Genomic DNA, 20,284 nt, shown 5'->3' with positions numbered 1-20,284 from the left:
GCTATAAGTGCATTAACTGTCTGAACTCTTTCACTTTACTCCGACTCACCGGGATTTCAAATTCCAGGTCTTTTAAGCGCAAAATGTAGGTGTTGTTAAACCAGGGTTCGATCTCGCGAATTTTATTCAAATTCACACAGAATGAGCGGTGGCAGCGGAAGAAATGCGCAGCAGGCAGTTTGCTGCAAAACTCGGTGATGTTCATTGGCATCACATACGACTCGCGCCGGGTATAGACGAACGTCATCTTTTCATGGGCTTCAGCGTAGTAGATGTCGTTGATCGGGGTTACGATGATCCGCTCATCTTTGATCAGGTTGATCGTATCGTTTTCACGGGGCGCTGGGCCAGATGGTGAGGTTCCCGCTTGCTGCTGTTGCCAGGCGGCCTCCAGCTTTTGCAGCATGCCGACAATGCGTGATTCCTGATACGGTTTCAAAATATAGTCAAAGGCCTCCAGTTCGAAAGCTTCTACAGCGTGCTCTTTCCATGCGGTAATAAACACAATAAAGGGCTTATGCGCGAACTGGCTGATGTTTTGCGCCAACAGTACACCATCCAGCGAGGGAATATTGATATCCAGAAAAATAGCGTCAACGCGGTTGTGCTGGAGATATTTCAGCACGTCAAGACCGTCGTCAAATGTACCGACAATCTCCATCTGGCTGTGCTCTTTTATCAGCCAGCTTAGTTCCTGTTGGGCCAGGAATTCATCTTCGACAATGATGACTTTCACGACTTCACTCCTGGTTAAAGCAATAATGTGGCCGGTGCGGCTGCGGGCGAGTGCTGATTAGGCACATAAAAGGCAATCTCTGTGCCTGGCTCCAGACGGCGGATCAGTAATCCTTCACCGTAGAGCAGCTTAACGCGATGATGCACATTCAACAGGCCAATTTTATTACCCGGCATTTCATTGGACTCGACCCGTTCAATCACTTTCGGATCGATACCATGACCGGTATCCCGCACGGCAATCCGTACCCGGTTCCCGCACTCTGCAACGCTGATGGTGACCACGCCTTTCCCTTTGCAGGGTTGAATACCATGGACGATGGCGTTCTCAACAAGCGGCTGAATCAGCAGGCTGGGAATATAACAGCTTACCTCTTCATCAATATCATAAATAACCGTCAGCTTGTCGCCAAAACGGGCCTGTTCGATGGCGATGTAATCTTTGATTTGATACAGCTCTTTCTTGATGTCGATCTGCTCATCATCTTTTAATTCAATATTATAGCGAAGATAGCGAGACAAATTAAAAATGAGCTGACGCGCAGTGTCCGGGTTAAGCCGCACCGACGAGGAAATAGCGTTCAGGGCGTTAAACAGGAAATGGGGATTTATTTTACTCTGCAGTGCTCTTAGCTCTGCCTTATTTGCCATTTCGCGTAACTGTTCCGCCCGAGAAACCTCAAGCTGAGTCGAGATAATCTGCGACAGGCCGATGGCCATTTCCTGCAATGAGGAGGTGATCTGGTGAGCGTGACAGTAGTAGATTTTTAGCGTGCCGGTAACAACGCCTTTCTCCCACAGCGGGATCACCAGCATGGAGTGTATTTCCGGTGTCCGATGCGCTTCATCATTGTTTTTTATGATAATTTTACCGTAATTGATCGCCTGTCGCGTGGTAGGGCTGACGAAATCATCGTTATCGCGGTAATTCAGTTCACCCACGCCAACGTAGGCCAGAACGTGCTGAGTATTGGTAATAGCGACGGCATCAGCATGAATATCATGGCGAATAATCTCGCATACCTGGCGGAGCGACTCGCTGTTGACGTGACGGAAAAGCGGCAGGGTTTTGTTGGCGATATCCAGCGCCAGCTTGGCCTGCTTCGCGGCGCTGGCTTCTTTCTCACCTTCCACGCTTTGAACCAGCATAACGATAAAGCCAATACAGACGCTGCCCAGGATCATTGGGATACCGATTTTCGAGACGATATCCAGCCCCAGCGCGGTCGTAGGCGCCCAGGCAACGACGAGGATCATGGTCAGAGATTCGCATAGCATTCCGCCTAAAATACCTGCGCGCCAGTGTTGCGCTTTGGGGATCTTACGGTTGATCCACCCGGCAATGCAGCCTGCCAGAATACTGGTAATAAAGCAGGGTAGGGCGGTGACGCCGCCAATATCAATCAGGTAGCGGTGGGTGCCGGCGATGAGCCCCGTAATGATGCCGACCCACGGACCGAACAGAATTCCCCCTGACATGACCGCGATAATACGTACGTTAACCAGTGAGCCTTCAACCGGTACGCCGGACCAGGTACTGAACAGGGCAAACATCGAGAAAATCGCGGTGACGGCGAGCAACTCTTTCGGGGAGTGAGCTGACTTGTGCAACAGTTCGCGAAACAGGCGGATACGAATCAGGAAAAACAGACAAAACAGCATCAGCGCTGCCCGGTCAAATACCGCCAGCAGCATATTAAATATTTCGTGCACGGGTGACTCTTGCGCAGGGGTTAAACCTCTATGATAGGCAACCTGAGTCTGGATGACCAGCGCCCGCTCAGCCTGCGGCTAATGAGGAAAAACCTTAATATTAAAAGGGGATTGTTGCATTGTTGTTGTATTTACAATACCTGTCTTCTAAGCGCAAAGATCAAGGTAATGTTTTTCACAACAAAATGTTAAATGATGGTAATTTTTAGCTGTGTGTGAAATTGAATATTTCCTCATTTTGTTTGCCTGTTCCTCATTTGTGTCGAAAAAAATATTTTGTATTGCCTCTCGACAGAAGGAAATTATTCAGGCTATTTTCTAAACGTGCCACCATCGTGGCAGCGTCGCTCGGACGGTCCGGGCGCTAACGTTAATCTGAGGATATTATGGCTGACTCCCGCCCTGAACGTCGCTTTACGCGTATTGATCGCCTTCCCCCTTACGTTTTTAACATTACCGCTGAACTGAAGATGGCTGCGCGTCGGCGCGGCGAAGATATTATCGATTTCAGTATGGGGAACCCGGATGGGGCCACACCTCCTCACATTGTTGAAAAACTGTGTACCGTGGCGCAGCGCCCGGACACGCATGGCTATTCCACGTCTCGCGGCATCCCGCGTCTGCGTCGGGCGATTTCCCGCTGGTATCAGGAACGCTATGACGTTGAAATTGATCCCGAATCCGAAGCGATTGTGACTATTGGTTCCAAAGAGGGACTGGCGCACCTGATGCTGGCAACGCTCGATCATGGTGATACGGTTCTCGTACCCAACCCGAGCTATCCGATCCATATTTATGGCGCGGTGATTGCCGGGGCGCAGGTACGGTCAGTGCCGCTGGTGGAAGGTGTCGATTTCTTTAATGAGCTGGAGCGCGCGATCCGTGAAAGCTACCCGAAACCGAAGATGATGATCTTAGGTTTCCCGTCCAACCCGACAGCACAGTGCGTCGAGCTGGAATTTTTCGAAAAAGTCGTCGCGCTGGCTAAACGCTATGACGTGCTGGTGGTTCACGATCTCGCCTATGCCGATATCGTTTACGATGGTTGGAAAGCGCCATCGATTATGCAGGTACCAGGCGCTCGTGATGTCGCGGTTGAATTTTTCACCCTGTCTAAAAGCTACAACATGGCGGGCTGGCGTATCGGTTTTATGGTTGGCAATAAAACGCTGGTCAATGCGCTGGCGCGCATCAAGAGTTATCACGATTACGGGACGTTTACACCGTTGCAGGTTGCGGCAATCGCGGCGCTGGAAGGCGATCAGCAATGCGTACGGGATATTGCCGAGCAGTATAAACGCCGTCGCGATGTGCTGGTTAAAGGGCTGCATGAGGCCGGTTGGATGGTTGAGATGCCAAAGGCCTCAATGTACGTTTGGGCGAAAATTCCTGAGCAATATGCCGCGATGGGGTCACTTGAGTTTGCCAAAAAATTGCTGAACGAAGCAAAAGTATGCGTTTCGCCGGGGATTGGCTTTGGTGATTATGGCGATACACACGTGCGTTTTGCCTTAATTGAAAACCGTGACCGTACCCGCCAGGCGATCCGCGGCATCAAAGCGATGTTCCGCGCAGATGGCTTACTGCCTGCCAGTGCGAAATCGGCTATTGAAAGTACCGACTAACCAATCGTGAGATCCCCAAAAGCAAACAGGAGCCTGATGGCTCCTGTTTTTTTGCTGCGTCTTTTATTTAGATCATCAGGGCGAACGTACCGGCCCAAACGATGACCATAAAAGAAATGCCCATAAAGAAATATTTCACTTTTCATCTCTCCGCGTACCTGGGTACGTCTGAATGAACATATGCTTACCTGACAGAGAGCTGATGCACGCGCAAACGAAATGGAGAATATCCCTCGTTTGCCTGGCGGCATCACCTCAGAATTCTGAGCTTTAGTGCTCCAGACGGCGCTAATGTACGCCTAAAAATGAGGTGAGACAAGAGGCATTTTTCTATTTAATTTTAATAACTTACAAGTGTCGTGATTCGGCGACAGTTTAATTTCTGCCGGTAATAAATTGCTATTGAGCGACGTAATGATTAGTCGGAGAATTCTCATATCACCATAGTATGAATACGGTTAATTTTTCGCGGAATTCAATAATGAAAAGGTTAAAAATGACCAGATTAATGATGTTAGCACTCGTTCTTACGCCAGTGACGTCGATGGCGGCCTCTCCGTTGGCGTTTAATTTCAGCTGCGCAAATATTGGTGGTGTGAATAGTGATGGTAAAGGCAACGTTTGGATTGATGGCTCAAAGGCAACCGTAAAGAGCTTCAATGACAACTACTGGGAAGCCAAAAGCGGGAAAAATACGCTTTCCATCTCCCGTAAAGATGACGGCAACCCGGAAGTTTCATGGACAGGACCTAATCGTAAGCACGGAATTTGTCAGCCTGAAGACAATATTGACTACGCTCCGGGGGAAAAATCGACCTACAGCGGTCCTTCTTTCTCTTGCTCAGCGGTGGCAAAGGGAAGTATTGAAGAGGTTATTTGCCAGAGTCCATCACTCTCCGCGCTGGATGTTAAGTTGAACGGGGTCTACAAACAGGCGTTGGTTAAATCGAAAAATAACCCAACGCTGAAAGCTGAGCAGCGCGGCTGGGTTAAAGGACGAAACGAGTGCTGGAAAGAGCAGGATAAACCAGCCTGTATTGCTCGTAACTACAATGAGCGCATGGCTGAACTACAGAACGAATGGGGCGTTAAGTAATTCAGCCACAGACAAAAAGAAAGGCCGTAAGGCCTTTCTTTTTAGATATATAACGAGGCTTCACCCATGGGGCGGGTTTTGAAGCGACGGTGGATCCAGAGATACTGCTCGGGCGCGCGCATGATCTCTTTTTCGATAATTTTATTCATATAAGCCGCAGCCTGGCTTTCATCTGCTGGGTAACCTTCCATTTGTGGTGTGATAAACAGGCGGTAACCTGAGTTATCTGCTTTTCTCACCATGGTTACGGTCAGCATCGCTGCGCCCGATAGGCGTGACAGCACGTAAGTACCATTGGTGGTTGCCACGTTTTTAACGGCGAAGAAGGGCGCGAACGAGCTTCCTTTACGGCCGTAGTCCTGATCGGGAGCGAACCATACCGCTTCCCCTTTTTTCAGGGCGCCGACAATGCCACGCAGATTATTTCTGCCGATCATGGCTTTGTTGGAACGCATACGACCGCGGGTTTGGATCCACTCCATCAACTTATTGTTGTGCGGGCGATAGGTTGCCATCATCGGCTGGCAAAGCCCCATTACGCGGCCACCTAATTCCAGCGACATAAAATGTACGCCTACAACCATCACGCCACGGCCTTCCATCTGGGCGCGTTTAAGGTTGTCTAACCCTTCTACATCAAACCATTTGCGAACCCGGTGATCCGGCCAGAACCAGGCCATGCCTGTTTCAAGCAGTCCCATACCGAGTGAACGGAAGTTCTCATCGACCAGTTTGTCTCTTTCTTCCTGCGACAGATTGGGGAAACAGAGTTCGAGGTTTTTACGTGCAATAGATTCACGGCGCTTTAAAAATGGGCGAGCCAGTGTTCCTGTACGGGTACCAAGAAAACATAATACGGGATAGGGAAGTTGTACCAGTAACCAGAGCACACCGACGCCAAACCACGTGAGCCAATAGCGCGGATGCAAAAACGCGCGTGAAAATTTACATTGGGGAAACATAAGCACCTGTTGTTGATACGAAATAGATGTATCGCGAAGACGCTGGGTCTGGCGCGTTACACTCTGCACAGATCGTTAGGCCGCCATAAACGACATTGGTTCCTGCAAAGAGTGTAAAACTGAGTCAGGACAAAACCACGAGGGGCATGAATGATCGGACGCACAATGTACACCCGAAGATTAATGTCAGCCAGAAATAATTACTCAAGTTTCGTAAATATTTTTGGGGCGATTAAGAACAAAAAAAGCCTATATATAATCCATTGTTTTTATGATGAATAAATAAAATCCAGGTGAATATATAAATAGTAAGCAGATGAGTGATTTTTGTAACGTAAATGTTGCTTAAATTGCGAACTAATGGGAATTGTCTTAGAATATAAAATCAAGGGAGTGTAAGGACTTACGTAAAGTTTTACGGCAAACAGGAGGTATCGCAATGCTCTATTTTTGGATCTTTCTCGCATTGAGCATTCTGAGCGTCAGTTGCTACATCTGGCAGGTAATGGGCGCGGCGGCGTCAATAAGCGCTTTTATCGGCATGGGCATACTCACGGCTTTAATTTACGTTTTCACTATGCGGTTGACTAATGGTAACGAAATGGTAACCGGATTATTCCTTTTTCTTGCCCCGACATGCGGTTTGATCATTCGCTTTATGGTGGGGGACGGTAGGCAATAACCTGGCACGTTACGATTGGAAATGAATTATCACGGTTAGAGATTTATTTAGCTGAGCGTAGGGAAGTGCCAGCGGTGCTGGCACTTTTTGCGAGACTGGAATCGATTAACGGGCGTCAGCCAACTGGAGTGATGCTTCTTCTTGCTGAGCATTTTTCCGCTGTTGCTCAAGTTCCAGCGCCCCGCGATGAGAGAGGTAGCAGAACAGGATGCAACAGACAATTCCCCCCATCAGCAGATAGAAACCGCCATGCCATCCCATTTTGTCGACCATTACGCCAAACAGGCTGGTACCCAATGATGCGCCAAAAATGTAGCTCATAAATCCGCGTAATCCTACTGCGGAACCCACTGCGAAGCTGGGTACGATTTCCATGGTCTGAACGGAGGCCAGGAACTGAGGAACATAAATCAGGCAGCCAACGATGGCGGCAAAAATAGTCACCATCAACAGCGATTCGCTTTTCCAGTAGCCGATCAGACAGACGAAAATCAGCGCCATACAAATCATTGCCAATGGCATGCGGCGGCCTTTAAACAGTTTATCGGTAAGCCAACCCGCCAGTAATGTGGAAGGAATTGCCGCCCATTCGAAAAACAAAAACGCGACGCTCATTTCCTCTTTCGAGAAATGTTTTTCGGTTAACAGATAAATTGGCAACCAGCTAATCATGCCAAAACGCACCATATAGACAAAGACATCTACCAGTGAAACATACCAGGCATTTTTATTACGCAGGACATAGGTGCAGAAAATCTGGAAGGCGCTCATATTTTCTGGCGCCTGGACAGCGTGTCGGGCATTTAATACAACTTTCTCTTCCGGCATCATTTGTTCCAGAGCCGGTAAACCTTCCTGGCGTGGTGAGCCTTTCCCCAGCATCAGCACGATAACTGCAAACAGTACGGCAACGCCGGCCGGAACAATATAGCTGGCGCTTTGCCAGTGTTCACTTCCCAAAATGGCAAAGGCGGCACCAACGATCGGGGCAACAATACCACCACCGACATTATGTGAGATATTCCAGAACGCGCCAACGCGTCCACGTTCTTTACGCGGGAACCAGTTAGCGATAGTAATAAATGAAGGGCCGACGCCCATCCCCTGGAACAAGCCGTTGAAGACAACCAGCGCGGCAAAAATCCAGAATCCGGTACTGAACCCTAAACCTACGTTGACGATGGCGCACAGAATCAAACCGCATGCCATAAATACTTTGGGGCTGGCTTTGTCTGCCAGGCTGCTCATAATGCCTTTACTGATGCCATAGGCGATAAGCATACAACTGCTGAGTAAACCGATCTGCGTGGCGCTGAGATCCAGATGCTCTTTCAGATATGGAGTTGAGAGCGTGAAGTTATTGCGCACAATATAGTACGCAAGATAGCCCAGGAATACGCTGAGTAATGCCTGAATGCGGTAGCGGCCATAAGTTTCCTGGACTTTCTCTGCCGGGATTTTATTTGCCGCTGGCCCTGCCTTAAATATTGATAACATATCATCACCTAAATTTATATTGATGTGAATATCAGGAATTTTCGTGGTGAAGAGTGAAATAGGCAGGAGAGAAACTCAAGTCGATGAAATGGGTCACTATTGACTCATTTTATAGATGGTGCGGCAGATTTTGACTCTTTTTAAATAATGGCATTTTATTTCTGTTCTTTTGCGCGAAGTTTTATTGCTGGCATGTGCGGATATTAACAAATTCAGACTGTGTTTTCGGGTATTCTTAGCTGATGTAGTCACTTTTCGTATGGTTATTATTGCGAAAAACCTTATTCTTCTCTCCTGTAGGGATAAACGGGTAAGTTTTGTCTCAATATTATTTTTTGCATATGTTGGTATTTATGAACGGGATCACAAACAGACTTTACTGTTGGCGGCGTTTTTGGGCAATCTCGCTCTGTTTCATGTCGCTGTCGGCGAGCTGCCAGGCTTTGGGTAAAGAGCTGGTGATGGCAACAACCTTCTCACCCGGAGCCACGGCCTGGATTATTCAGCGCTGGCAGACGGAGCCGGGGTCGGTGATGATTCGCACGTTAAACCGGACCAGCAGCTCGCTGGAACAACTGCTTGATACCGCGAACGCGGAAAACGTTGATCTCATTTTGACCTCATCGCCCATGCTGTTACAGCATCTTCAGGAGCATCAGAAGCTGGCGCTCTTTGATAATGCGTTGCCGGAAAGCCAGAGGCTGGTGCCTGAGTCTATTCGTTCTACCTCCGTGGCCGTGGCGATATCCGGTTTTGGCCTGCTAATTAACCGTTCTGCGCTGGCGGCGCGACACCTTTCTCCTCCTGCTGACTGGGCGGATTTAACGCAGCCTAAATATCAGAATGCGTTGTTGATGAGTAGCCCGTCTCGTTCCGATACCAACCATTTGATGGTTGAGTCGCTGTTGCAGCAAAAAGGGTGGGAAGAGGGCTGGGCGACGCTGTTAGCGAGCGCCGGTAATCTGGTGACGATTTCATCACGCAGTTTTGGCGTAGCCGACAAAATTAAGAGCGGTCTTGGCGTTGCCGGGCCGGTCATTGATAACTATGCCAACCTGTTGCTCAACGATCCGCATCTGGCTTTTAGCTATTTTCCACGCTCGGCAGTGTCGCCAACCTATGTCGCCGTGCTCAAGAACAGCCAGCACGCCAGTGAAGCGCGTCGTTTTATCCGCTACTTATTAAGTCCGGAAGGACAGCGGATCCTTGCGGATGCGAATACGGGAAAATATCCGGTTACCCAGCTCGCGCCAGATAACCCACGGGCCGCTCAACAGGCGATGTTGATGAACCAGCCTGCGCTTAATTATCGGCTGATCCTTAAGCGGCAGCGGCTGGTGCAGCGAATGTTTGATACCGCCATCAGTTTTCGTCTCGCACAGCTGAAAGATGCCTGGCGGGCGCTATACAGTGCGGAAGCGCGCCTGAAACGCCCGTTACCCGAAATCAGAGCCTTACTGACCAGCGTCCCGATAGATGCCAGGCGTAGTGAAGATGAGGCCTGGCTTGCTCAATTCGATAACAAAAGCTTTGCCGAACAGCAGATGATGGAGTGGCAGCTGTGGTTTCTTAAAAATCAACGTCAGGCGATAGCAAAACTGGAAGAGTTAAAATGAAAGGTGGATCGATACTGCAACGCCTGCGGCAGCTCAACATCAGCAGCAGCCTGCGGGGAGCCTTTCTGACGGGCGCACTACTGACGTTGAGCGTGAGCTGCGTCAGTTTGTACTCATGGCACGAGCAGAGCTCGCAAATACGCTATTCGCTTGATGATTACTTCCCGCGCGTGCATTCCGCTTTTTTGATTGAAGGCAATCTTAACCTGGTTGTGGATCAGCTTAATGAATTCCTGCTGGCCCCCAATACGACGGTGAGGCTGCAACTGCGCAATCAGATAATCTCGCATCTGGATAAAATTGAGGCACTGAGCCGGGGGCTACAACCCGCAGAACAACAGCAGCTGGCGGTGATTTTGCAGGACAGCCGGGCGCTGATGGCGGAACTGGACCGGGTGCTCTACAACATGTTCCTCGTGCGTGAAAAAGTGAGTGAACTCTCCGCACGCATCGACTGGCTACATGATGATTTTAACACCGAGCTGAATTCACTGGTGCAGGATTTCACCTGGCAGCAGGGGACGTTGTTGGATCAAATCGAGGCAAAAAGTGGCGATGCGGCGCTGTATCTCAAACGTGCGCGAGAGGTGCAAAACGAGCAGCAGCAGGTGTACACCCTGGCAAGAATTGAAAACCAGATCGTGGATGATTTACGCGACCGGCTTAATGAACTGAAGTCGGGCAGCGACGACGGGATGCTGGTGGAGAACCATATCCGCTACCTGGAGAATCTGAAGAAAACCGCCGATGAAAACATCCGTACCCTCGATGACTGGCCCAGTACAATCACCCTGCGGCAAACCATTGATGAACTGCTGGAAATCGGGATGATGAAAAATAAAATGCCCGATACGATGCGCGATTATGTCGCTGCGCAAAAGGCGCTCATTGATGCCAACCATGCCAGAGAGGCAACGCTCGGGCGCTTTCGAACACTGCTTGAAGCGCAATTGGGAAGTAGCCATCAGCAAATGCAGATGTTTAACCAGCGGCTGGAACAAATTGTTCGCGTCAGTGGCGGACTTATTCTGTTGGCGACGCTGCTGGCGCTCCTTCTCGCCTGGGGACTTAACCATTATTTCATTCGTTCCCGGCTGGTGAAGCGTTTTACCGCGCTCAACCAGGCCGTGGTGCAAATTGGTCTTGGCCGAACGGATGCCACTATCCCGGTTTATGGGCGCGATGAATTGGGGCGTATCGCGGGCTTGCTGCGCCATACCCTGGGCCAGTTGAATGCGCAAAAAAATCAGCTGGAGCAGGAAGTGGCGGAGCGTAAGGAGATTGAGTCCGATCTCCGGGCGACGCAGGATGAGCTGATCCAGACGGCTAAACTGGCGGTCGTCGGCCAGACTATGACCACTCTGGCACACGAAATTAATCAACCGCTGAATGCGCTGTCGATGTACCTGTTTACGGCTGGAAGGGCAATTGAGCTGGGGCAATCCGCTCAGGCCAGAAGCACGTTAACCAAAGCGGAGGGGTTGATTACCCGCATCGATGCCATTATCCGTTCGCTACGTCAGTTTGCGCGTCGGGCTGAGCCGGGCGCGCCTTTACATCCGGTCGATCTGCGACAAACGTTTGCGGCTGCCTGGGAACTGCTGGCTATGCGCCATAAGCAGCAGGGCACGCTGACGCTTCCTGCTCACAGCGTGTGGGTGGCAGGTGATGAAGTGCGTATTCAGCAGGTACTGGTAAACATACTGGCAAATGCGCTGGATGCCTGTCCGGCTGCCGCGGGAATAGAGGTTCACTGGCAGACCGAGGGCCGCCGATTGTGCGTCTTAGTCTGTGATAACGGCCCCGGCTGGCCAGGCGCGTTGTTGCCATCACTATTAAAGCCGTTTACCACCAGTAAGGATGTGGGTCTCGGTATTGGTTTATCGATTTGTGTATCGTTAATGACGCAAATGAACGGCGAGCTGCGCTTGGCCTCGACGCCGGGGCGGAATGCCTGCGTCGTGCTGGAATTTAATCTGACGGATGTAAACGATGTTGTGTGAAGAATATGCTGTTTTGCTGATTGATGACGATGCTGATGTTCTCGACGCTTACACGCTGTTGCTTGAACAAGAGGGTTATCGTGTATACGCATGCAGTAACCCTTTTGACGCCCGAAATTGGCTCCAGGCCGACTGGCCGGGGATTGTCCTGAGCGACGTGTGTATGCCTGGCTGCAATGGAATCGATCTAATGACATTGTTTCATCAGGATGATAATCAGCTGCCGATCCTGTTGATCACCGGGCATGGCGACGTCCCGATGGCCGTGGAAGCGGTGAAGAAAGGGGCATGGGATTTTCTGCAAAAACCGGTCGACCCCGGCAAACTGCTGTTGTTGGTAGAAGATGCGTTGCGTCAGCGAAAATCTGTGATTGCGCGTCGCCACTATTGTCAGCAAAAGCTGCAGGTTGAGCTGATCGGTTACAGTGACTGGGTCAATCAGTACCGTCAGCGTCTGCAGCAACTGGCGGAAACGGATATCGCCGTCTGGTTTTATGGCGAGGCGGGAACGGGGCGTATGACGGGAGCCCGTTATTTGCATCAGCTTGGGCGCAGCACCGAGGGACCGTTTATCCGCGGTGAGCTGACGCCCGCGAATGCGGGACAAATCAATGATCTTATTGCCCAGGCGCAAGGCGGTACGCTGGTCCTGAGCCATATTGAATGCCTGACGCGCGAACAGCAGCACCAACTTGTGCACCTGCAAAGCCAGGAGAGGCGTCCGTTTCGCTTGATCGGTATTGGCGCCACATCGCTGGTGGAACTGGCGGCAACTAACCAAATTGTGGCCGAACTCTATTACTGTTTCGCGATGACGCAAATCGCTTGTCAGTCGTTGTCGCAGCGTCCCGATGATATTGAGCCACTGTTTCGCCATTATCTGCAGAAAGCCTGTCTGCGCCTGAATCATCCTGTACCTGACGTTGAAGGGGAACTCCTGAAAGGCATGCGGCGCCGCGTGTGGCTAAGTAATGTTCGGGAACTGGCAAACGCCGCTGAGCTTTTTGCCGTTGGGCTACTTCCGCTGGCTGAAACCGCAAATCCGCAGCTGCATATGCCTGAACCGACGCCGCTCGATCGCCGGGTGGAGGAGTACGAACGGCAGATTATTACCGAGGCGTTAAATATTCATCAGGGGCGCATTAATGAAGTGGCGGAGTATTTACAAATCCCGCGTAAAAAACTGTATTTACGCATGAGAAAATACGGGCTGAGCAAAGAACATTATAAGTTTTAGCTGACAGGATTGGGCAGAGGTGACGTCAACGGTATTTCGGTGGTAGCGTTGGCGTTCACCGAAATACGCGACGGAAGTCTGAATTATCTGCTTGTTTTCTTACCACATTAAATCATCAGGGATGACAAAATCAGCATACGGATCGTCTTCGTCCTTCGCTTCCTGGCTCAGCTCGCAATTTAATACGATATAGCTTGCATCGCGCTGGGCAATTTTATCGGCGACGACAGCCGGAATGATAGCATATTCGCTATCGCTACTGCTTTCAGCCGTCAGACGCGCAATGGCCAGGCGGCCCTTGATCAACTGTGATTGGGTCACTTTATCAACATAGACTTTTTTGATCAGATTATTATCAGTGAAGTTGTAACCAATATCGCCACGAGTAATGGTGATTTTGTTCATTTCAATAAGTTGCTTGATCTGTGCTTTATACTCTTTAGACAGCGCAGCCTGCTTTTGCTGCTCGCTGAGCAGCTTATCACGTTCGACCTGTGCTTTTTTATTCTCTTCCACCGCCTCTCTGGCTTCACGAGCCTGAACGCGCGATTTTTTCGCCGTTCTCTGCACTTTTGCCATTTTTTTACTGCTGACCAGACCTGCCTTAAGCATCTGTTCTTGTAGGGTAAGTTTTGTCATCGTCGCTTCTAATCCAATAAAATCGTTGTAGGGATTATAACCTTAACGTTCGGTGGGAAGCCAGAATGCGGAGCTTTTCTCAAGCCCCTAACATTCATCCCGCTGGTCGTTTTATTTGAAGGAAGATAGATAGTCCCCGGGTGCAGTTCCCATAACGCGTTTGAATGCCTGATAGAATCCAGACAATGACTCATACCCGACGCGGCTGTAAATATCCTCTATTTTAATTCCCCTTCTGAGCATGTTTAATGACACATAAATTCTTAGCTTGCTTAATACCAGATTCGGTGTATAGCTTGTCGTTTTTAATATGCGGCGAATGAATGTTGAGCGAGACATGTAAGTGAAGCGAGCCATATCGTCCAGTGTCCATGAATGCTCAGGATTGTCTATTATAGCAATAATTAATTTTGCTAACGGTTCATCATTAGCGGTATTCAGTATATTTATATCAATGTCATATAAGGAGGTAGATTCACTAACCACATAGTACAAAATAGCGTCAGTTAAGTGAGCAATAATGCAATTATTTTCATCGGCAGAAGCATTAACTTCTGTCATTAATAACTCAAATAGAGAGTGTATTTTGTTACTGACGTCATCTTTTTTCTTAATAAGGTATATATCCGGTAGTAAGGCAAACAGCAATTGGCTGGCGATAGAGTTAGGTTGGATGAAACCACACAGCAGATCGGTGGAGTTAGAAAAGGAATCTTCAATTTTAACCATTTGTCTGCGGGGTAAGTCATCAATATTTGTATCTGGTGAGGAGGTGAGAAAAAATGGGAAGTTATTAAAAAAAAAGAGAATATCTCCTTGTTCCAGCATAATGCGCGGTTGTTGGTTTAACAAATCCAGCCAACATTCTCCACCCAGAACGATATGAAAGCTCGGTTCTCCGTAGGAGTATGTTGATGCTTTCCATTCACTACAATATCTGCCGAGATGGAAGACGGATGTTTTTGCTTCACCTCTTTTAAGTAGCCAGCCTGAAGTATTCATATATTCCCCAATATTGTCAGTAATGGAATGATTTTGAAACGATGTTGTATAGATAGTTTCGCAAAGTAACTATAAGATTTGTTAATAAAATTATGCATTGCAGGAGAGGGTAGTGTTTCTGGTATTTACTAAAGATATTATGTTGCTACAGGCTATTTATCACCTTATCAAAACAGACGTTATTGTCCATATTCAGCATGCTGAAGACTTTTGCAATATAGAAGAGCGTAAAGTAAAAGTGATAATTGATACGTTTAACAACAACATTTTCTATACCAGTATAGATTATCAACTGGAGAGGATTCAACCAGCTAAGGTTTTCATACTTTCGCCATTCAAAATCAAAAGATGCTTCGGAGATACCCCTGTTGTTTTTATCAATCGAAACGTTTCGCTGCATGCTTTTATTACTTTGCTGAATTGCGATGAAAATTGTGATATTTCTCCAGAACTATCCTTTTCTCGTCGCCAGCATCAAATTCTTACCTACATTTTGCAGCAAAAATCATGTTACTCAATTGCTCAGGAAATGCATATCTCATTAAAGACCTACTATTGTCATAAGTATAATATAATGTTGTTGCTGAAACTCAGGAAAATGAGTGATTTAGTACGACATCAAATATCCTGTTATCTGTAGTAACCAGATACAGGATGTCGTGTTTCGAGATTAGGATTAAATTGTTAAAGTGCAGAATTGGCAAGTATTGTATAGCACAGGTTTCCACGCCTGTATCTTTTAAAATAATAGTTTAATCCTATTCTTAAAAATAAACACTACATACAATAATAAAGCAAGTTATTATTGTATGTAGCATAATATTTATATTTATAACATTACTCCACAGAGACCTCTTTAATAGCAGGGTTTTTATTCAGCAAAGAAATCACCTGAAACACATCGATTTCTTTTGTGCACTCTAAATTTGCCGTAAGCACATAACATTCAACCGTATCTTTAGCCAGTGAACGCACTTGTATGCGATAACCCTGGTCAGTAATCCAGGCCAGAACAGATTGTGCTGCACCGTCTGCAATACGTATCCGTAGTTGCAAGTGATGATTTAAAAAGCGGTAGGTAAGTTGACGGAAGAACTCCAGCACGATGAGTGCCATAATCGTACCCACGATGCCGACTTCGTACATTCCGCTGCCGATGACCAGACCTATTGCTGCAGTGACCCACACATCCGCGGCTGTCGTTAAACCTCTAATGGTTTGTTTTTGTACCAAAATATTTCCCGCGCCCAGAAAACCAACACCTGTGACAACCTGGGCTGCGATTCTGCTGGGGTCTAATCCAATATGTTCATGCCCAATAACATCATAGAAACCGTATTTAGAAACAATCATGAACATGGCACTGCCGATACCAATCAGTATATGAGTCCGTACTCCTGCTTCTTTGGCACGTATTTGACGTTCCAGACCAATTATACCACCTAAGAAACTGGCTAATATGAGTCGTAAAAGAAACTCTTCAGTCATAATGATTCTCTCTGTACTACAGTTATAACGGAAGTCATACATGCAGAAATAATTAAAATATGGTTACCTTAACCGTATTATTTAATTAATGACGATGTTCTGGCATTAATTCTTTATTTGGAACCAGAAATAACCATGATGAAATAACAAACGGCATGGTTAAGGTCGGCAGGCCAAAAGGCATTAAAAGCACATTCATTGCTGCCTGAATAAAAACCGTAAAGATAATTCCTGAAACAGTGTAAATAAAGACTTGCCAGCCAGGGTGATTGAAGACTGTGCCCAGTGCTACTGACGTGAGAACGGCGCTAAAGGCATACAATCCTGCCGCAATGTCGTGAGGATTGGCTCCCAGATAACAAGCAAGGAGTGTCGCAATAAAAGAACCAATGATGGCGTAACAGGCACATACGACAGATTCTACCGCCAGACCAGCAATGAAGAACAAACTAGCAAAGATCCCTGGGAATAAAAAAACTTGCGAGATCCCATGTAGTGTACCGTCTATAAAAAAGCTAATTGAGTAATGGTTTTGAGACGCTGCTATGTAATGTTGTGACAATTCAGGGGCAGGAAGGCCTGAGCCATAGATATTATGAAAAGCATAGCTGGCAAGTAGAATTACCCAGGTTGTCAGCACGAATGGGGCCGTTAGCGCAGCGACTTTCCATGTTTTTAGTATATCGGCAATGCATACCGTAGCAATAACTGATACAACACTACCAACGACCAGGCATAGCCACATTATTGGCGTCGCAGTTATAAATACAGGAATAGCGATGCCGACCAGACAGCCATTATAACTATAGAGACCATCCCGCCAACTTTTAACATCATGGGCTATTGCCCCTGTTATCGAAGCCAGGACAGTTCCGATTATACACCCCCATGCCGCTAAAGGGTTGTTGTTGTTATAAGCAGCAATAAATATAGCAATAAAAAAAAGTAATCCTGTGATGGGATTATTTTGGAACATTACCTGAGCACAACCACGTAATGATATATCAATAATTTTGAGTGAATAATGCTTATCCGCATTGTTCTTCCAGAATAACGAGATGGGGTGTGTTGTCATCATTATTTACCAGTAGAGATTGTAAAGGATATCATTTTTTCCAGATAAACGGTGGCGGTAATTCTGCATTCAGAACGATTTTTCTTACCATAGCCCAAACCTTGCGAAGATGTTCTTTTACAATGGCACTGTCATTAGCGAGTATCTTAAATACCAGACCAGATTCTGCTGGTAGTGTTGACATACCATAGCAACAATCCTTGCCATAATAGGGAGGGAAAGCTGTCAGAATGGATGATATGTTTTCTATTGGAGTTAATATAAAAATGGTGCCGAGAACCTGAAAATCTCCCATAACTCCGATATCTGTCATTGGATGCTCTCTGGGTTTTAGCGCAATTTGCTCCTTAAAAACAACGTGTCCGGACTCATCTTTTGCAGTTACAGTTGATGAATAATAGTCAAAACCGTTCAGCTCATTTTCATGGTGATAACGACGGCCAGGTATAATGATTTCTGAATAAATAAGGGTTGCGCTTCTTTTATAATCAATCACGGTATCATTAATAAATCTTGCGTTGCGGTGCAGAATTAAAGGGTCGGGTAGATATTCCAGATAAGCATTTTCGTTCAGCTGGATAATTTGAAGCTGAGCCCCATAATTTTTATCCATGGAATGCACTTTGGTGGCTGATTGGGTACTGACGCTGGCGAAAGCATTTTCACCCACATTAATAGATAACACCATGCGATCCCCTTGTAGCACACAGCCTGAAGTTGAGATCACGGTCACGCAGGGAAGAACGGGCAGCGCTTCGTCATGATACAAGGCCTTTTGTGCAAACAACGGTGTTCGTTTTTCCATACGATGAAGAATGCTTTTTCTCCCGGAACGGGTAAAGCTGAGATATAAAAAACCATCCTTCCCGATCGCTCCGCTGGGCATTTGCTCGGGCTGCTGACGATATTCTACAGGGATCTGCTTCTCCCAACACATCCGGGCCTTTTCCACCAGATTATTCAAATTCTGTGGGTGAGTCATCCAGCTTTCCTTTAATCGTGTGGCCAAATAAAAAATCACGCTCAATCATGTCGACAAGCTGCTCAATACCTTCACCCGTTTTACAGTTAGTTAAAACATAAGGGCGACTATTTCTGACATGACGGGTATCCGATTCCATTACCTCTAGACTGGCACCGACATATGGTGCTAAATCAATTTTATTGATGACCAAAATATCCGCCTGTACCAGGCCTGGACCATTTTTACGTGGGATTTTTTCCCCTTCAGCCACGTCAATGACATAAATATAAAAGTCGGCCAATGCGGGGCTGAAAGTGAGGGTGAGATTATCACCACCGCTTTCTATCATTATTAAATCGCTATTTGGAAATTTGTCTTCCATTTCTTCAACGGCAGCAATATTCATACTGGGATCTTCACGTACAGCTGTATGTGGGCATGCTCCTGTTTCAACGCCAATGATTTTTTCTTCTTCTAATATTCCTTTTAATGTTCTTTTGACCTGCTTTGCATCTTCTGTTGTAACAACGTCATTGGTTACGATCAAGGGTTTATATCCCCGATGAATAAGAACAGGAGTAATAACTTCAATAATAGCCGTTTTTCCTGAACCTACGGGACCGCCAATACCTATCCGGGTAATTTTCTTCATTACAAACCTCAGTTAATTCATAAATAGACGTACATGGGCATCGACGTGGATAGCCGCCAGAATATCGACTACCGGAGAAAATGAAGACATTTCTTCCGGACGGGTGTTAAGCGCCATTTCAGCATAATCAGGAAAAAGTAGCGTGGCTTCAGCCATGATTTTTTGGCTATCCAGATGCGTAATCCTCATCAATCTTTGCGCCGCACTCAGAATAGTCATCGCTACACCATAAAAATGCATGACCAGCATAACTTCTTCATTAAGCTTTAAATGATGCATCAACAAGGCATGAGAGACAGGATAAGTGCCATTAACTCGGCCCTGACGAATTTGCTCAAGCCACCAGTTAAATACCCGATCATGGTAAATAGCCGCTGCAAGCTCAGTTAGTTTTTTACCCATTCTTTGGGTCATCAACCGGGATTCTGGCGATAGTTTTCTACTGATCACATCATTATCAATAGAGATAAGCTCACTTAACTTGTTATTGTGGCAGGCACGCATGCTTTGTATTTGCGCGACTGCATCACATTTTGCAGATTGCAATAGTGCTGTACAGACATATTGTTTGAGGGTCTTGTGGTCATAGACAATTCCGCATGAAATAGCAGACTCAACCCCGCAGGAAAAAGTAAATGCCCCGACAGGAAGGACTGAATCTCCAAACTGCAGTATTCGTGCAATGTTCAGTAATCTATGTGAACTATCTGGCATGTTCGGCAACCCTATTACGTTAGTGATCAATGTGTACATGTGTATGCGCTTCTTCAGTACCGCCAAACAGAAGTCTGGATTCAGATGGGGTTAAGAGTGGAATGACTTTTTCACCTTCAGTGAAGTAATACTGACCCTCGGTGTAACCATGAGATTTCATTACTGAAGCCAACATCTTGTCGGCCACTACAATGGGAATAAAAACGCAGTATCCTTTTATGACGGCCTTCCAGTGCTGATTCCCTAGAGCATGACCTAATTCAAAAGCACGGGTGAGAAGGTCGGTAATTTTCTCTACGCCAAATAATCCAAGGTCAACAATCATCACGCGTCGGAGCTGTATTTTTACAGTAAGTAAATAACGGTTATTTTTGTCATATAAAAGAATGTCGCCATCATTAAGACGGAGATGACGGTCCAGAGATAAACCGATATCGTAGCCGAATTGACTTTTTTTACGGCAACGACTTTTTTGTGCTTCCCATTGCTCGAGTACCAGCACATCATGTTTAATACCCTCAGCAGAGAGGTCAAGCTCGCCACGAGAATTGATATTCCCGAGAGTTTTTTCAATTAAGTACATA

The 20,284-nt window shown here is 47.0% G+C and carries 20 protein-coding genes; 7 read left to right on the top strand and 13 right to left on the bottom strand.

All coding sequences use genetic code 11. The features are described from left to right. Nucleotide 1: 1 nt before the first annotated feature. Nucleotides 2–736, bottom strand: a complete 735-nt coding sequence (locus FDW92_RS06760) for a LytTR family DNA-binding domain-containing protein (protein ID WP_042306983.1) — start codon at nucleotides 734–736, stop codon at nucleotides 2–4. Nucleotides 737–750: 14 nt separating this feature from the next. Next, nucleotides 751–2,448: a sensor histidine kinase gene (locus FDW92_RS06755; protein WP_071888159.1), complete on the bottom strand. Its 1,698-nt coding sequence runs from the start codon at nucleotides 2,446–2,448 to the stop codon at nucleotides 751–753. 386 nt (nucleotides 2,449–2,834) lie between these two features. Here FDW92_RS06755 and alaC point away from each other — a divergent pair, with 386 nt between their 5' ends. Then, nucleotides 2,835–4,073 carry an alanine transaminase gene (alaC, locus tag FDW92_RS06750; RefSeq protein ID WP_042306985.1) on the top strand — a complete coding sequence of 413 codons (1,239 nt, stop codon included), beginning with the start codon at nucleotides 2,835–2,837 and terminating at the stop codon, nucleotides 4,071–4,073. A gap of 67 nt (nucleotides 4,074–4,140) precedes the next feature. Here alaC and ypdK read toward each other — a convergent pair whose 3' ends face one another. Beyond that, nucleotides 4,141–4,212, bottom strand: coding sequence for a membrane protein YpdK (gene ypdK, locus FDW92_RS06745; RefSeq protein WP_010723117.1), 72 nt, complete (start codon nucleotides 4,210–4,212; stop codon nucleotides 4,141–4,143). A 342-nt stretch (nucleotides 4,213–4,554) separates the two neighbouring features. Between ypdK and FDW92_RS06740 the strand changes: the two genes are divergently transcribed. Further along, entirely contained in the window at nucleotides 4,555–5,169 is a 615-nt protein-coding gene (locus tag FDW92_RS06740; protein ID WP_042306987.1) for a lysozyme inhibitor LprI family protein, read from the top strand. A gap of 41 nt (nucleotides 5,170–5,210) precedes the next feature. Here the strand turns inward: FDW92_RS06740 and lpxP are convergent, their stop codons facing one another. Further along, entirely contained in the window at nucleotides 5,211–6,131 is a 921-nt protein-coding gene (gene lpxP / locus FDW92_RS06735) for a kdo(2)-lipid IV(A) palmitoleoyltransferase (protein ID WP_042306988.1), read from the bottom strand. Nucleotides 6,132–6,570: 439 nt separating this feature from the next. Here lpxP and FDW92_RS06730 point away from each other — a divergent pair, with 439 nt between their 5' ends. After that, a complete protein-coding gene (locus FDW92_RS06730; RefSeq protein ID WP_042306990.1) occupies nucleotides 6,571–6,813 on the top strand; it encodes a DUF2545 family protein in 243 nt (80 codons plus the stop codon). Between the two features lie 105 nt (nucleotides 6,814–6,918). Here FDW92_RS06730 and pgtP read toward each other — a convergent pair whose 3' ends face one another. Next, nucleotides 6,919–8,310: a phosphoglycerate transporter PgtP gene (pgtP, locus tag FDW92_RS06725; RefSeq protein ID WP_042306992.1), complete on the bottom strand. Its 1,392-nt coding sequence runs from the start codon at nucleotides 8,308–8,310 to the stop codon at nucleotides 6,919–6,921. A gap of 422 nt (nucleotides 8,311–8,732) precedes the next feature. Between pgtP and pgtC the strand changes: the two genes are divergently transcribed. The 3 genes from pgtC to pgtA are packed head-to-tail and all read left to right on the top strand — an operon-like array spanning nucleotide 8,733 to nucleotide 13,166. Further along, nucleotides 8,733–9,926: a phosphoglycerate transport regulator PgtC gene (pgtC, locus tag FDW92_RS06720; protein WP_137350012.1), complete on the top strand. Its 1,194-nt coding sequence runs from the start codon at nucleotides 8,733–8,735 to the stop codon at nucleotides 9,924–9,926. Nucleotides 9,927–9,937: 11 nt separating this feature from the next. Further along, nucleotides 9,938–11,929: a two-component system sensor histidine kinase PgtB gene (gene pgtB / locus FDW92_RS06715; RefSeq protein ID WP_169742005.1), complete on the top strand. Its 1,992-nt coding sequence runs from the start codon at nucleotides 9,938–9,940 to the stop codon at nucleotides 11,927–11,929. Then, nucleotides 11,919–13,166: a two-component system response regulator PgtA gene (pgtA, locus tag FDW92_RS06710; RefSeq protein ID WP_042306996.1), complete on the top strand. Its 1,248-nt coding sequence runs from the start codon at nucleotides 11,919–11,921 to the stop codon at nucleotides 13,164–13,166. The genes pgtB and pgtA overlap by 11 nt, the downstream gene beginning before the upstream one ends. Before the next feature lie 99 nt (nucleotides 13,167–13,265). Here pgtA and FDW92_RS06705 read toward each other — a convergent pair whose 3' ends face one another. After that, nucleotides 13,266–13,805, bottom strand: coding sequence for a DUF2058 domain-containing protein (locus FDW92_RS06705; protein ID WP_042306998.1), 540 nt, complete (start codon nucleotides 13,803–13,805; stop codon nucleotides 13,266–13,268). Between the two features lie 111 nt (nucleotides 13,806–13,916). Further along, nucleotides 13,917–14,807, bottom strand: a complete 891-nt coding sequence (locus FDW92_RS06700; protein ID WP_072014718.1) for an AraC family transcriptional regulator — start codon at nucleotides 14,805–14,807, stop codon at nucleotides 13,917–13,919. 112 nt (nucleotides 14,808–14,919) lie between these two features. Between FDW92_RS06700 and FDW92_RS06695 the strand changes: the two genes are divergently transcribed. Beyond that, on the top strand, nucleotides 14,920–15,447 hold the full coding sequence (locus FDW92_RS06695; protein WP_042307000.1) for a helix-turn-helix transcriptional regulator: 528 nt from the start codon (nucleotides 14,920–14,922) through the stop codon (nucleotides 15,445–15,447). A gap of 197 nt (nucleotides 15,448–15,644) precedes the next feature. Here the strand turns inward: FDW92_RS06695 and FDW92_RS06690 are convergent, their stop codons facing one another. The 6 genes from FDW92_RS06690 to ureE form a co-directional block, all read right to left on the bottom strand. After that, the gene (locus FDW92_RS06690) at nucleotides 15,645–16,295 is read right to left on the bottom strand and encodes an MgtC/SapB family protein (RefSeq protein ID WP_042307003.1); all 651 of its coding nucleotides are present in this window, start codon (nucleotides 16,293–16,295) and stop codon (nucleotides 15,645–15,647) included. Between the two features lie 85 nt (nucleotides 16,296–16,380). After that, nucleotides 16,381–17,370 carry an urea transporter gene (gene yut, locus FDW92_RS06685; RefSeq protein ID WP_042307004.1) on the bottom strand — a complete coding sequence of 330 codons (990 nt, stop codon included), beginning with the start codon at nucleotides 17,368–17,370 and terminating at the stop codon, nucleotides 16,381–16,383. A gap of 31 nt (nucleotides 17,371–17,401) precedes the next feature. Next, nucleotides 17,402–18,352: an urease accessory protein UreD gene (locus FDW92_RS06680; protein ID WP_052511166.1), complete on the bottom strand. Its 951-nt coding sequence runs from the start codon at nucleotides 18,350–18,352 to the stop codon at nucleotides 17,402–17,404. Further along, on the bottom strand, nucleotides 18,327–18,986 hold the full coding sequence (gene ureG, locus FDW92_RS06675) for an urease accessory protein UreG (RefSeq protein ID WP_042307006.1): 660 nt from the start codon (nucleotides 18,984–18,986) through the stop codon (nucleotides 18,327–18,329). The genes FDW92_RS06680 and ureG overlap by 26 nt, the downstream gene beginning before the upstream one ends. A gap of 12 nt (nucleotides 18,987–18,998) precedes the next feature. Further along, entirely contained in the window at nucleotides 18,999–19,700 is a 702-nt protein-coding gene (locus tag FDW92_RS06670; RefSeq protein WP_042307211.1) for an urease accessory protein UreF, read from the bottom strand. Nucleotides 19,701–19,719: 19 nt separating this feature from the next. Beyond that, complete coding sequence (gene ureE / locus FDW92_RS06665) at nucleotides 19,720–20,283, bottom strand: urease accessory protein UreE (protein ID WP_042307008.1); 564 nt, start codon at nucleotides 20,281–20,283, stop codon at nucleotides 19,720–19,722. Between the last annotated feature and the right edge of the window lies 1 nt (nucleotide 20,284).

Source organism: Citrobacter sp. wls706 (assembly GCF_005281305.1).
Taxonomy (GTDB): Bacteria; Pseudomonadota; Gammaproteobacteria; order Enterobacterales; family Enterobacteriaceae; genus Citrobacter; species Citrobacter werkmanii.
This window is presented reverse-complemented; position numbering and strand designations above follow the sequence as displayed.

Bases quoted from the DNA above. Each gene is read 5' to 3' on its own strand.
- alaC (WP_042306985.1), top strand. From the start codon at position 2,835: ATGGCTGACTCCCGCCCTGAACGTCGCTTTACGCGTATTGATCGCCTT.
- FDW92_RS06740 (WP_042306987.1), top strand. From the start codon at position 4,555: ATGAAAAGGTTAAAAATGACCAGATTAATGATGTTAGCACTCGTTCTT.
- lpxP (WP_042306988.1), bottom strand. From the start codon at position 6,131: ATGTTTCCCCAATGTAAATTTTCACGCGCGTTTTTGCATCCGCGCTAT.
- FDW92_RS06730 (WP_042306990.1), top strand. From the start codon at position 6,571: ATGCTCTATTTTTGGATCTTTCTCGCATTGAGCATTCTGAGCGTCAGT.
- pgtP (WP_042306992.1), bottom strand. From the start codon at position 8,310: ATGTTATCAATATTTAAGGCAGGGCCAGCGGCAAATAAAATCCCGGCA.
- pgtA (WP_042306996.1), top strand. From the start codon at position 11,919: ATGTTGTGTGAAGAATATGCTGTTTTGCTGATTGATGACGATGCTGAT.
- FDW92_RS06705 (WP_042306998.1), bottom strand. From the start codon at position 13,805: ATGACAAAACTTACCCTACAAGAACAGATGCTTAAGGCAGGTCTGGTC.
- FDW92_RS06700 (WP_072014718.1), bottom strand. From the start codon at position 14,807: ATGAATACTTCAGGCTGGCTACTTAAAAGAGGTGAAGCAAAAACATCC.
- FDW92_RS06690 (WP_042307003.1), bottom strand. From the start codon at position 16,295: ATGACTGAAGAGTTTCTTTTACGACTCATATTAGCCAGTTTCTTAGGT.
- yut (WP_042307004.1), bottom strand. From the start codon at position 17,370: ATGACAACACACCCCATCTCGTTATTCTGGAAGAACAATGCGGATAAG.
- FDW92_RS06680 (WP_052511166.1), bottom strand. From the start codon at position 18,352: ATGACTCACCCACAGAATTTGAATAATCTGGTGGAAAAGGCCCGGATG.
- ureG (WP_042307006.1), bottom strand. From the start codon at position 18,986: ATGAAGAAAATTACCCGGATAGGTATTGGCGGTCCCGTAGGTTCAGGA.
- FDW92_RS06670 (WP_042307211.1), bottom strand. From the start codon at position 19,700: ATGCCAGATAGTTCACATAGATTACTGAACATTGCACGAATACTGCAG.
- ureE (WP_042307008.1), bottom strand. From the start codon at position 20,283: ATGTACTTAATTGAAAAAACTCTCGGGAATATCAATTCTCGTGGCGAG.